Origin of the sequence: Aliiglaciecola sp. SL4 (assembly GCF_041538045.1) — a bacterium.
Classification (GTDB): domain Bacteria; phylum Pseudomonadota; class Gammaproteobacteria; order Enterobacterales; family Alteromonadaceae; genus Aliiglaciecola.
The window spans coordinates 57108-70414 of the sequence record NZ_JBGOSE010000015.1; the positions used below are offsets into that span (position 1 = coordinate 57108).

Consider the following 13307-nt stretch of genomic DNA (forward strand, 5'->3'; position numbering starts at 1 on the left):
GGCATCCTTATGGATGCCGTTTTAGGTTGGGATATGGAAATAGTATTAGTGCTGTTTCATATAATCGATTGTCATATTGGTTAATAGACGCACACCTAATTTCATCCCTTCGTCATCCACATAAAAGTCAGGTGTATGGTGTGCAGGCGCATCTTTAGGATCAACATCCAAAGGTTTTCCGCCAACCCATAAATAAAGTCCTGGAACTTGTTCTTGGAAAAATGAAAAATCCTCAGCCCCAGTTACCGGTTTACTATAAATCACCTTATCTTCACCAGCGGTATTGATAAGAGTGGGTAACATAGTGGAAGTAAGATCGTGATCATTAAAGGTAATTGGGTAGGAATAATCTAACGGCATGGTGAGTTCAGCCTCAGCACGCATACTCTCAGCGATGCCATTGACTTTCCTTGGCATGGCTTCATACATGTGATCTCTGGCTTTTTTATTCAAGGTGCGAATAGTACCCACCAATTCCACTTCGTTAGGAATGATATTGGAGCGAACTCCCCCATTAATTGCTCCAAAGGTAACCACTGCAGCATCATCTAGAAGTTGCACTTCACGACTAACAATTGTTTGAATGCTCATAATCATTTGCGCAGCAGTAACAATAGGATCAACACTCATCCATGGATAAGCTCCATGGGCTTGTTTTCCTTTAATAACAATTTTAAACGGATCAACTGCAGCCATTACGCCACCTTCGCGATACAAAACCGTATTTACATCAGCAAGGGAGCTTATGTGCAATCCAAAAATAGCGTCCACATCTGGATTCTTAAGCACGCCTTCTTTTACCATTAATTGCGCTCCGCCCTCTTCTCCGCTAGGCGCGCCCTCTTCGGCTGGTTGAAAAATGAACTTCACTTTACCGCGAAGCTGATCTTTCATCCCCACTAGAATCTCTGCCGCTCCCATAAGCATAGCGATATGGGTATCATGGCCACAAGCATGCATTACGGGCACGTCTTTGCCGTTATACTCACCTCTTGCTGTCGATTTCCAGGGTAGATCATTATTTTCAGGAACCGGTAGTCCATCAATATCCGCTCGCAAACCAACCACAGGACCGGGTTTACCACTGTCAAGAACAGCAACAACACCAGTTACCGCTACTCCTGTTTGCACTTCTAGCCCTAACGATTTTAAATGTTTGGCAATATACTCAGCGGTTTTAAACTCTCGGTTTGAAAGTTCAGGGTGTTCATGTAAATGATGACGCCACTGAATCACTTTGCTTTCAATTTTGTCAGCCATTAAATCGACCGTGTCTGCAAAGCACAACGTGGGCAATAGTGACAATGTGAGGAGTAGCTTCTTCATAGTTCCCTTCTCGTTAGTTATTTTTATTAGCGTGAGACACTTTTTATATCATAATTTGCGGTACAAAGAAAAAATCCACTGCAGCGTAAACTACAGTGGATTTTTAACCTTCGAAAATGAAGTAGTTTTAGCTTTTTTGACGCTTCATCGCATCAAAGAACTCTTCGTTGGTTTTTGTCATGGCTAATTTACCAATTAAAAACTCGATGGCATCAATTTCAGACATCTCGTGGACAATCTTACGCAGTATCCACATTTTTTGCAGCTCTTCTTGGGTCGTCAGTAATTCTTCACGACGGGTACCTGAACGGTTGAAGTCGATTGCTGGGAATACACGTTTTTCCGCTATTTTACGATTAAGGTGCAGTTCCATGTTACCTGTACCTTTAAATTCTTCGTAAATTACCTCATCCATCTTCGAACCAGTGTCGATTAGTGCTGTGGCAATAATAGTCAAACTACCACCTTCTTCCACGTTACGAGCCGCACCAAAGAAACGTTTAGGTTTATGTAATGCGTTGGCATCTACACCACCGGTAAGTACTTTACCTGATGAAGGGATTACGGTGTTATAAGCACGGGCTAGACGAGTAATAGAATCCAGTAGGATAACAACGTCTTTTTTGTGCTCAACCAAACGCTTAGCTTTTTCAATCACCATTTCAGCTACCTGAACGTGGCGACTTGCGGGTTCATCAAACGTTGAGGCAACCACCTCACCTTGAACCAAGCGCTGCATTTCAGTTACTTCTTCAGGGCGCTCATCAATCAACAGTACCATCAATTCACTTTCAGGATGATTGGCAGCAATGGATTGTGCAATATTCTGTAGTAACAATGTTTTACCCGCTTTTGGCGGAGCAACAATCAAACCGCGCTGACCAGCACCTATAGGTGAAGCTAGGTCTAAAATTCTTGCGGTTAAATCCTCTGTACTACCATTTCCACGTTGCAACGTGAAACGACGATTAGCATGTAATGGAGTTAAGTTTTCAAAAAGGATTTTATTGCGGGAGTTTTCTGGCTTATCGAAATTGACTTGATTAATTTTCAGTAGTGCAAAATATCTTTCACTATCTTTAGGAGGACGTATCTTCCCAGCGATAGTATCTCCGGTTCGTAGATTGAACCTACGGATTTGGCTGGGAGAGACATAAATATCATCCGGACCGGCCAAATATGAAGAATCGGATGAACGTAAAAATCCAAAACCATCTTGGAGTATTTCGAGTACACCATCACCGAAAATGTCTTCGCCGCTTTTCGCGTGCGCTTTCAGTATGGCAAAAATAATATCTTGTTTGCGAGCCCGAGCCATATTATCTAGGCCCATTTTTTCGGCTAATGCTACAAGTTCGCTGATCGGTTTATTCTTTAATTCTGTTAAATTCATATTGGTGGGTCTTTATGATTTGAAATGCGCTACAAGGCACCCTGTTTTTTTGTCTCAGGTTTTTTTAGCTAATTAAATTCGTTTTACTCTATGGATTGAGTGCGAAATCTGGTGAGTTCAAGATATGAACAATCGAAAGTTAGCACCAATTAGTTGTTCCGTCCAGCGAAAAACGATGATTAATGCAAAGAATGTTTATTTTTCGTTAAAAACACAAAAAATACGCAGAAAAACTAAATAAGACTTTGTGATTCTGCGCATTCAATACAATTAGATGTTATCGTTCAAAAACTCAGCTAACTGAGTTTTTGACAATGCTCCAACCTTAGTTGCAGCGACATTTCCGTCTTTAAACAACAATAAAGTAGGGATACCACGGATACCATACTTTGGTGGAGTTTCATTATTTTCATCGACATTCAACTTGCCAACTGTTAACTTGCCGTCGAACTCGCCAGCAACTTCTTCTAGAATTGGCGCAATCATTTTACATGGGCCGCACCATTCCGCCCAGAAATCAACTAGGACAGGACCAGCAGCATTGATAACATCGGCCTCGAAACTATCGTCAGATAACTGGATAATTTTGTCGCTCATACTTTTCTCCGTAATTGGTCTCTCGCTGAGAAAGTTCAGCGTATAATGAGAGTTTTATAGAAACTGTTTTTTAATGCAAGCACTGATAAGCTATAAGCTATGCAAACTACACATTTAACTGAAACACATTTTTCTGATCTGCCCATCCATGAGGATGTTTTAAAGGCATTAACAGAAGCAAACTTTATCCACTGCACGCCAATACAGGCGTTAAGTCTACCCCATCTTTTAGAAGGGCAAGACATTGCAGGTCAAGCTCAAACTGGAACAGGAAAAACTATTGCTTTTCTTGTCGCCACATTTCATCGATTACTGACTCATCCAAATGAATCAGACAAGCAACCTAAAGCTATTATAATGGCACCTACTCGTGAATTGGCAGTACAAATTTACAATGACGCCGAATTATTGAGTAAACACACTGGATTATCGCTTGGTTTGATATATGGGGGTGAAGGATACCAAAGTCAACGGGAATCTTTGCAATCAGGTGTAGATATTATAATTGGCACCACTGGCCGTATCATCGATTATTATAAACAAAATGTATTTTCATTAGAAAATATTCAAGTTGCGGTACTTGATGAAGCCGATCGTATGTTCGATTTAGGTTTTATTAAAGATATTCGATATATGTTCAGACGCATGCCTGAAGCAACCAAACGCTTAAGTATGTTGTTTTCGGCCACTTTGTCTTATCGCGTGCAAGAATTAGCTTACGAACACATGAACAATCCAACTCATGTAAAAGTTGAACACGACAAACAAACGGCGAGCCGAATCCAGGAAGAGCTATTTTATCCTTCCGATGAAGACAAAATGTTGTTACTTTTAACTTTGTTAGAAGACGAATGGCCCGAAAAAGCGATTGTTTTTGCAAATACCAAACATACGTGCGAAAAACTTAGTGACTGGCTAGAAGCTGATGGTCACCGTGTAGGACTGTTAAGTGGCGATGTGCCCCAGCGTAAACGTTTAAAAATACTAGAAGATTTTAGTAAAGATAAACTAGATATCCTAGTTGCCACCGATGTTGCTGCCCGTGGTTTGCATATTGAAAAAGTCACCCATGTATTCAATTACGACTTGCCTGATGATGCGGAAGATTATGTCCACCGAATTGGGCGAACAGGTCGCGCAGGTAAAAGTGGACATGCCATTAGCTTCGCCTGTGAAAAATATGCGTTGAATTTACCCGCAATTGAAAGCTATATTAGCCGTCCAATTCCTGTGAGTAATTATGACCAAGAATCGCTTCTTGATGATATAACGCCACCTAAACCGCAGTACAAAAAGCGACAGCAAAGTGGTAAAAGTTATCAGAAACGACCCAATAACCGTAACCAGAAAAGGCGTTAATGGAAAATCAGCCAATTACATCGGCAACCAATGAAGACCAACTGTACGCAGCAGTTGATCTGGGTTCCAATAGTTTTCATTTAGTTATCGTTAGAGTCGTTTCTGGCTCTGTACAAATCATTGGCAAAGTGAAGCAAAAAGTTAAATTGGCTGCGGGCTTGAATGACAGCATGATGCTTGATCAGCTCAGCATGGAAAGAGGCTGGCATTGTTTAGAAACCTTTGCAGAACGCTTACAAGATATTCCCTTAACAAATATCAAAGTGGTTGGCACTGCAACCTTGCGTTTAGCTAAAAATGCCCATGTTTTTATTGAAAAAGCGCAACAAATCTTAAATCAAAAACTCGAAGTGATTAGTGGCGAAGAAGAAGCCAGACAAATCTATTTAGGCGTAGCTTATACCTCTGCAAACCAAGGCAATACCTTAGTCATCGATATCGGCGGCGCCAGCACTGAAGTGATTATTGGCAATGACATGCAGCCAATTAACCTTGTGAGCTTAAACATGGGGTGCGTGACATTTAAAGAGCGATATTTTGTTGATGGGATTATTTCCGAACAAAATATGCATAACGCCATTAAAGAAGCCAAACAAAAGCTATTGCCGGTTATTGATGATTTTGTCTGTTTTGATTGGCAGCAATGTTTAGGTGCCTCGGGAACCCCTCAAGCGGTTGTTGAGATTCTCGTGGAACAAGGCATCAGTGATGCGATTCGTTTAGATTATTTACACAACCTAATGCAGCAATGCATCGATTGTGGCAACTTAGATAATTTAGATATTGAAGGCCTTACCGAGTCACGGCTAGCCATATTCCCCAGCGGTTTGTGTATTCTAGTTGCATTATTTGAACAGCTTAAAATCCAAGAAATGCAGATCTCTGGTGGTGCCTTAAGAGAGGGTTTAATCTACGGCATGCTTGAGAATTGTGAAAAAAACGATCGCCGCAGTCATTCAATCAGTGAAGCCATAAAAACCTACCACATTGATGAACAACAAGCCCACAGAGTCTGCGACGTCGCCGTCAATTTTTATAAGCAATTATGTGCACAGTCTAATATCTGTAATTTTGATGCCTTAGCCGTTATCGAAGCAGCATCGTTATTACACGAAATTGGTTTACACATAGAGTACAAACAGTACCACATGCATGGCGCGTATATTCTCAGCCATATCAACCTCAACGGTTACTCACAAATGCAGCGCAAGAGTATCCGCGATTTAGTGTTATGCCATAGAGCAGAATTAGACTTGGGTAAGTTTTCTCAATATCACCCAGATATGCAGGCTTTGTTATATGGTTTAGTTCGTATCTTAAGGTTGTCGTGTTTGCTTTCTATACGCAGAAAAGACGATTTATTGCCCGAAATAACCTTGCATGTTGATGAACAACACTGGCAGTTAACATTTCCTAAAGGTTGGCTTAGAGAACATCCCCTAATCGATGTAGAACTTGCCAACGAAAAGTGGCTACAGCACAAAGCTGGCTTACCACTTTCCTTTAGTTAGTTCAGGTAGCTTACTTTTTTAATACAATAAACTATAAATAGTACGGCGAGATTTAGACTTCAGTGGATCGCCGTCTGGCATCGCATTAATCATATCTAAAGTATATTTTCGAGCTTCACCGAAGCTTAGGTCCTTTTTAAGCACCGCAAATAGTAACTCTAATGCTTCTTCAGGCTTATTTGCTTGGTGCAACTGTACAGCTAATTCAACCTTAAGTTCTAAATTATCAGGATCTTGTGCTAACTTCTCTTGAAGTTGTTTAATTTCCGGAGATTCAGACGCTTTTTCTAGCAATTCAACTTTACCCACAATGCTATGGTAGTAACCATTTTGATCAACCAACAGAATATTATCGAGCAATAGTTGGGCTTGTTTAGTATTGCCTAACTCCACATAACAATCTGCTAATACAAGGGCTATATCCGTTCTTTCTGGGTCTAGATCATGGGCTTGTTTAGCAATTGTAAATGCTTCTTGATAGTTACCTTGGTTAACCAAGGCTACGGCTTTTTCGTAAAACCCATCTACCGCATTCGGTAAGTGTTTTTCCAATAGTTCTTGAACTTGCTCTTCCATCATAGGGCCTGCAAACCCATCCACAGGCTGACCGTCTTTAACAAGAATGACAGTCGGTAAACTTTGAATTCCAAACTGCTGGGCTATTTGTTGTTCTTGTTCACAATTTACATTGGCATATATTAAATGTTCTGCATGCTGAGTAGCCAGCTTTTCTAATATCGGTGTAAGTTGCTCACACATTTCCAAATTTGGCGCCCAAAAGTTCACCAGTACATGTTTGACTTTAGACTCTTCGATGATGACTTGCTGAAAGTTTTCGATATTCAGATCTACAAAATTTTGCATGTTTAGCTCTTTCTATTTGTTAGTTTCATAAACTGAAACGCACTGATTGAACACAATGGTTGTAAGGTGGGGGCAATAATTTTAAAAAGCAACCTAATGACATAAATAGTGTGGTAAATTTGAGCGGTTATTCTTGTTAGCTTGCACTACAATGTCAAATACGCGACATTTTCTAATTCACCTATGTGCTAATGTTGGCAAACATCAACAACAGGATTAGTAAAGATCAATATTATGGCTGAAAAAGAATACACAAGCTTTTCTCAATTTTATCCGTTTTATTTGCGCGAACATCAGAACACGGTTTGTCGCAGGCTTCACTTCGTAGGCTCATTTTTAATTCTAATCACCTTGGCTTTTATTGTTTCGACCGGGCAATGGCAATACTTAATCTTGCTTCCTTTTTTAGGCTATGGTTTCGCTTGGGTAGGTCACTTTTTCTTTGAACATAATCGTCCAGCAACATTTATCTATCCTCTTTACAGCTTTTTAGGAGACTGGGTGATGTTTAAAGACATGCTTACAGGCAAAATTAAATTTTAATTTATACAACAAGCAAACAAATCTACACCGGGCTTTGTCATAGAGATCTTTAAGAAAACCACGGTGTACATCTCTGCCAACTCCAAAAATACGATTCCAATTTAGTTAACGCTCCCAAACATACACAGTTCTGTGGTGTTTTTATGTCCCAAAGCTACTAGTTTTTGTCCCATTACTACAAGAATCATCAATTTACTCATTGAAATATAATACTTTTCTTGGGTTTGTCCCAAACGTATATTTTTTCGCCCCAAATTTACAAAGCAATAATTCAATTCTTTTTTATTCTTAAATCGTCATTACGGAAAATGACACTGCCCCAAACGGACTGGGTCAGTTAAGGACTAACGAAGGAACGTTATAGCAAGGAACGCCAAGTGCTAAACCCGATTGTAGCTAGGATGGCCACAATCTGGCGAGCAAGGAGGCATCAAGGAAGAAGGTTGAGAAACCGAAATTGGTAAGGAAGCCAACGCAAGAAAGCACTATGTAGACAACTAAACAAAGCAGTGCACTTTGTTTTGTCGGAAATGATAACTATCACGCTTCAGGCATCGTCAGCATGTATTTTTTGCAAACAGGAGCAGTAATTCCAAGGATGGATATTTCTTAGGCAATTAGAGTTAACAAACTAACAGAGTAAATAAGCAAAAAACCAAAAGGAAAGAGTATGCAACAGTCTCTATTTAGGCAAAGCGCTATCGACCATCAAAAGAATAGACTGCATGGTGAGATTTTGCTTATTCCTAGTTCTTCTCATGTTCTGGTTACATTGTTTGTAAGTGTATGGATTGTTGCTGTTTTTGCATGGTTAGTTACCAGTCATTACGCAAGAAAAGAAAGTGTAGGAGGCTGGCTAGAGCCCCCTAGTGGTGTTGTGAAAGTATTTCCTGAAACGTCTTCCGGCAGAATTGAGCAAGTTCTGATAGCAGAAGGACAATTGGTTTCCGAGGGCCAAGCTTTAGCTGTAATAGAAGGAGATCGTACATTAAGTAGCGGCTCAAGTTTGCAAACAACTTTACTCAGAGAGTACAAAAACCAACGACTCATTATAGAGGCCCAATTAACACGCTCGGAAATCATTAACCAAATAGATACAGAGAATATTAAATCCAAATTAGCCGCCTTGCAGGAAGATATTAGCAGGCTTGATGCGCAGATTATGACATTGCAAAAACGCTACTCACTGGTCTCTTCGCGTTATCAAAATTATCAATCGATGGGAAAGTCAGGACATATTTCCAGATCAGACCTAGAACAAGTTTTAGAACAAAAGCTGGCGTTACAAAACCAAAAGCAAGGCCTTCAGCGTGAAAAAATAAGTTTAAATAATGAGATTACGACCACTGAAAATCAGTTATTAACACTACCCCAGAACCAGCTGGATCACACTAACCAGTTAAAATCCAAGCTTAGTGATCTTGCACTAAAAATAGCTCAGCTAAATGGACAAAGCCGACATGTAATTAAGGCTTCACGGGATGGATTAGTATCCAACCTGCTGGCTCAAGTTGGGCAGCAAACGAATCAGAATACGCCATTACTCTCTATCGTTCCCCAAGCAAGTCAGATAGAAGCAAAATTATTAGTGCCCGTAAAAGCTATAGGATTTATAGAGCAAGGTCAGCCAATTCAAATTCGCTACGATGCTTTTCCATATCAAAAATTTGGTCTGTATCAGGGAACAATTACTAGCGTATCTGACGCGGTAGTTTTACCTAATGAAGTGCACAATGCACCGGTAAATATTCAAGAGCCCGCCTATTTAGTACACGCCACTCTTGATTCACAGTCGGTATCGGCCTATGGAAAGAAACTGAATCTAAAGTCCGGCATGACCCTATCTGCTGATGTGCAATTAGGACAACGAAGTTTATTAGAGTGGATTTTTGAACCCCTATTAAGCTTGCGGGGAAGAATATAATGAACAGTATTATTTTTCCGCGCCCCGAAGGTTTACTTAATTTTAATGCTGGCCACCCTTTGCCGTGTGTATTGCAAACGGAAGCATCTGAATGTGGTTTAGCATGCTTAGCGATGGTCAGCGGATTTTATGGTTATGAAATAGATTTAACCAGTATCCGCAACCGTTTTTCGATTTCAGCCCATGGGGCTACCCTAAAGCAGATAATGCAAATTGCTGGTCAAATGGAATTGTCGCCCCGTGCTCTGCGTCTTGAAATGGAACAATTAGCTGAGCTGCAAACTCCCTGTATTTTACATTGGGAATTGAAACACTTTGTTGTATTAAAAAAAGTTACAAAGAATAAAGTCCACATCCACGACCCTGCAATAGGAGAGCGGGTATTGGACCTTGGGGAAGTTGACAAGCTTTTTACCGGAGTTGCACTAGAGCTAACACCTACACCAGCTTTTCAGAAAGGCAAACAAAAAAGAAAATTATCCTTAAGTCACTTTTGGAGTCGAATTACAGGACTAAAACGCAGTTTGGTCATTATTTTGGTTTTGTCTTTATTCATACAAGTTTTTGCGCTGGTTCAACCCTACTATATGCAAACCGTTATCGACGATGTCATTTTACGTTCAGATCTTAATTTACTCACCGTTTTAGCATTTGGATTCGGCTTACTACTGTTGATCGACACTGGCACCTCGTACATTCGTCAAATCGTTATTTTGAATCTATCAAGCCGTTTAAATATACAAATGGCAGCCAATATTTTTACACACCTTATTCGGTTACCTCTAAATTATTTTAGTAAACGTCATATGGGTGACGTAGTTTCGCGATTTGGCTCATTGCAGAGCATACGAGACCTATTAACCACCGGTTTTGTCAATGTATTCGTTGACGGATTAATGGCAATTTTTACTCTTTGGGTGATGTTTTTATACGATAGAAAATTAACGTTTATCGTGCTAGCCATTGTCTTTCTTTACGCCCTATTACGATACCTTTTCTACAAACCTTTAAGGCGTTTAACTGAAGAAAGTATTGTCTCTTCTGCAAAAGAAAATAGTCATTTTATGGAGTCTGTGCGAGCTATTCAAACTATAAAATTGTTTGAAAAGGAAACTGACAGACAAAGTCAGTGGCAAAACAAACTGGCTGATGCAATGAATAAGGAGATACGTCTACAACGCTGGAATATTGGCTATGATACTGCCAATAAAGTGCTGTTTGGTATAGAGAATATACTGGTCATTTACTTTGCTGCATTGGCGGTCACCAACAATATGTTGAGTGTGGGGATGCTGTTTGCATTCGTGAGTTATAAAGCCCGTTTTATTAATTCAATGGATAGTCTCATTGAGAAGTGGATAGAGTTTCGAATGTTAGAACTCCATTGCGACAGGCTTGCGGATGTTGTTTATACCTCCAAAGATCCTATGGTCAAAGAGTTTAAGAGCCCCAGTTTATCTGCCTCAATGCCCGAACACGACAAAATACAGGGTGAAATCAAGCTACAAAATTTAGGGTTTTCATACAGCCAACTAGATACGCCTGTTTTTCAAAATATAAGTCATCGTTTTGAAGCCGGTTCGACTATTGCCATTGTTGGAGCAAGTGGCAGCGGCAAAAGTACTTTGATGAAGTGCATGATGGGACTATTGCAACCCACCGAGGGGCAAGTTTTTATCGATGGTACAGTACTGCCAAACCTACCTAACTACCGTCATAGCATAGCAGCAGTTATGCAAGATGACGTACTTCTAACGGGCTCTATTGCTGAAAACATCGCTTGTCTAGCAGCCAATGTCGATATGCAAAAGGTAGTTTATTGTGCCCACCTTGCTTGTATCCACGAGGATATTGCCAAAACCAGTATGCAATACAACACCTTGGTTGGCGACATGGGAGCTAATTTAAGTGGTGGCCAAAAGCAACGGATTATTCTAGCCAGGGCACTGTATAAATCACCTCGCATCTTATTTTTAGATGAAGCCACCAGCCATTTAGATTTGCACAACGAAATGGCAATCAATAACCATATTAAACAGTTATCGATCACACGAATAATCATCGCTCACCGCCCGCAAACCATTGCCAGCGCCGATCAGGTATTGAGTTTGGAGAGTGGGCAGTTAAGGGATGTGACTTCGTCGATAAAACAGCCGTAAATATCAACCTACTATTTAAGGAAAAATAACATGGAAAATATGTTGGAGTTGTACCATAACAAGCTATCTAAACGTGAGGCCCAAGTTGCCAATAAAGTGCGTGAAGGTTTAAGTAACCGAACTATTGCTGAGCAGCTATTTATTAGTGAACGGACGGTGAAGTTTCATTGCACCAACATTTTTAGAAAGTTAGCTATAAATAATCGAAAAATGCTGCGGTCATTATTTCCTAATGCCTATGAAACAGCTTAAAACTGTACCTTAGTACAGTTAACTTTTTGAGTATTTTAGCCATACTCACAATGTCAGTACATTGAAGTACGACATCTAACCAAAGTAAATATTACAAGGAGAATGAAATGGAACATCCATTCAATACAAAAATGGAACTTACTAATTTGTCTACAGAGCAAGTCGGAGCGGGTTCACTATCGAATCGACTTCCTATAGAAACAACTAAGCCTATTCGCGCCAAAATTAAACCGCCCATGGAAACCACCATGGCGATTGGGGAAGAAGGTGGTAGTTTTGGTAATTGGTTCTAAATAGGTTTTAGTTCTTGAAAATATCGAGAACGAAACAAATGTAGTGAACTACCACTGCGGTGGTTCACTACTTCAAATTTTTTAACTTCGACAAATTACAGGACGTGCTATGTCGGTTGTTATTATTTTAGGTGCCAGCCAAGACTGTCACGCACTACATATGCTGCAAACTTGCCACAAATCAGGTATTGAAGCGGCCCTATTCGATACATCACTTTACCCATCGTGTCACAGCATAAGTTGGAACCCAGTGTTGGCTAAAGGGGGCTTGCGGTTAAACTCAACCTTTTATAAGTTTGAACAAATCAATAGCGTGTTTTGGAGCAGTGTTGGGCCACCTAGTTTAGCAGAAGATACCAACCCATCTTTGTACCAAATTGCTATGAGTGATAGCTCAAGTGCTTTGCGCACCTTTTTTGACGAGCGTAGTATTCGCTGGGTCAATTCTTGGCAGGTGTTTGACTCTCACAAAGTCAAACCAAGACAATTACACAAAGCCGCAACCTCTGGCGCATTGATTCCTCAGACATATATTGGCAACGAAACAGAAGATATACTTAGCTTTGCAAAACAATATAAAAAGTTATTGTTTAAACCCGTTTATGGCGGCTCACATGCCACCTTAGTAGATGAAAAACAGCTTAACTCGGAACATCTGCAAAAAGTCTTAAAATATGCACCAGTTACCATTCAGCAATATATTGAAGGGACCAATATACGTACTTATGTTATTGGTTCTGAGGTGTTTAGCGCAGAAATAGTCAGTGACGAGGTGGATTTTAGATTGCATTCAAACCCAATCCATATTCCTACCAAGACTCCGATTAAGGTAGCTCGTCTAGCCAAACGATTAACCCAAGCGTTTAAGATGCATTGGACAGCCATAGACTGGCGACGTGATAACCAGGGCAATTACTATTTTTTAGAGGCCAACCCTAGCCCGATGTTTATGCACTTCGAGCAAATCACTGGCTATCCAATAACGGAAATGCTTGTGCAAGCCCTTATTCAACCCAGATTTCTCTCAAATGTAGGTTGAATAAGCCCACAGAATTAAGCCATTCAATCAAAGTGTACCTTTATCCA

The 13307-nt window shown here is 40.2% G+C and carries 12 protein-coding genes; 8 read left to right on the plus strand and 4 right to left on the minus strand.

Annotated elements, in window-relative coordinates; translation table 11 throughout:
* Positions 1-45 precede the first annotated feature (45 nt).
* The 3 genes from AB6T38_RS17170 to trxA form a co-directional block, all read right to left on the minus strand.
* A complete protein-coding gene (locus tag AB6T38_RS17170) occupies positions 46-1326 on the minus strand; it encodes an amidohydrolase (protein WP_372548472.1) in 1281 nt (426 codons plus the stop codon).
* 127 nt (positions 1327-1453) lie between these two features.
* Positions 1454-2719 carry a transcription termination factor Rho gene (gene rho / locus AB6T38_RS17175; protein WP_372548473.1) on the minus strand — a complete coding sequence of 422 codons (1266 nt, stop codon included), beginning with the start codon at positions 2717-2719 and terminating at the stop codon, positions 1454-1456.
* A 270-nt stretch (positions 2720-2989) separates the two neighbouring features.
* A complete protein-coding gene (gene trxA, locus AB6T38_RS17180; RefSeq protein WP_008845982.1) occupies positions 2990-3316 on the minus strand; it encodes a thioredoxin TrxA in 327 nt (108 codons plus the stop codon).
* Positions 3317-3415: 99 nt separating this feature from the next.
* Between trxA and rhlB the strand changes: the two genes are divergently transcribed.
* Complete coding sequence (gene rhlB / locus AB6T38_RS17185) at positions 3416-4675, plus strand: ATP-dependent RNA helicase RhlB (RefSeq protein ID WP_372548474.1); 1260 nt, start codon at positions 3416-3418, stop codon at positions 4673-4675.
* A complete protein-coding gene (locus AB6T38_RS17190) occupies positions 4675-6186 on the plus strand; it encodes a guanosine-5'-triphosphate,3'-diphosphate pyrophosphatase (protein ID WP_372548475.1) in 1512 nt (503 codons plus the stop codon). The genes rhlB and AB6T38_RS17190 overlap by 1 nt, the downstream gene beginning before the upstream one ends.
* Positions 6187-6204: 18 nt before the next feature.
* Here the strand turns inward: AB6T38_RS17190 and AB6T38_RS17195 are convergent, their stop codons facing one another.
* Positions 6205-7050 carry a tetratricopeptide repeat protein gene (locus tag AB6T38_RS17195; RefSeq protein ID WP_372548476.1) on the minus strand — a complete coding sequence of 282 codons (846 nt, stop codon included), beginning with the start codon at positions 7048-7050 and terminating at the stop codon, positions 6205-6207.
* Between the two features lie 234 nt (positions 7051-7284).
* Here AB6T38_RS17195 and AB6T38_RS17200 point away from each other — a divergent pair, with 234 nt between their 5' ends.
* The 6 genes from AB6T38_RS17200 to AB6T38_RS17225 all read left to right on the plus strand — a co-directional run bounded on the left by AB6T38_RS17200 (position 7285) and on the right by AB6T38_RS17225 (position 13260).
* The gene (locus AB6T38_RS17200; protein ID WP_372548477.1) at positions 7285-7593 is read left to right on the plus strand and encodes an Mpo1-like protein; all 309 of its coding nucleotides are present in this window, start codon (positions 7285-7287) and stop codon (positions 7591-7593) included.
* 670 nt (positions 7594-8263) lie between these two features.
* A complete protein-coding gene (locus AB6T38_RS17205; protein WP_372548478.1) occupies positions 8264-9517 on the plus strand; it encodes an HlyD family secretion protein in 1254 nt (417 codons plus the stop codon).
* Positions 9517-11676, plus strand: a complete 2160-nt coding sequence (locus AB6T38_RS17210; RefSeq protein ID WP_372548479.1) for a peptidase domain-containing ABC transporter — start codon at positions 9517-9519, stop codon at positions 11674-11676. The genes AB6T38_RS17205 and AB6T38_RS17210 overlap by 1 nt, the downstream gene beginning before the upstream one ends.
* 30 nt (positions 11677-11706) lie before the next feature.
* Complete coding sequence (locus AB6T38_RS17215; RefSeq protein ID WP_372548480.1) at positions 11707-11928, plus strand: response regulator transcription factor; 222 nt, start codon at positions 11707-11709, stop codon at positions 11926-11928.
* 107 nt (positions 11929-12035) lie between these two features.
* The gene (locus tag AB6T38_RS17220) at positions 12036-12221 is read left to right on the plus strand and encodes a hypothetical protein (protein WP_372548481.1); all 186 of its coding nucleotides are present in this window, start codon (positions 12036-12038) and stop codon (positions 12219-12221) included.
* Between the two features lie 109 nt (positions 12222-12330).
* Positions 12331-13260 (plus strand): RimK family alpha-L-glutamate ligase, encoded by a 930-nt coding sequence (locus AB6T38_RS17225; RefSeq protein WP_372548482.1) that lies wholly within the window; start codon positions 12331-12333, stop codon positions 13258-13260.
* Positions 13261-13307: the final 47 nt, after the last annotated feature.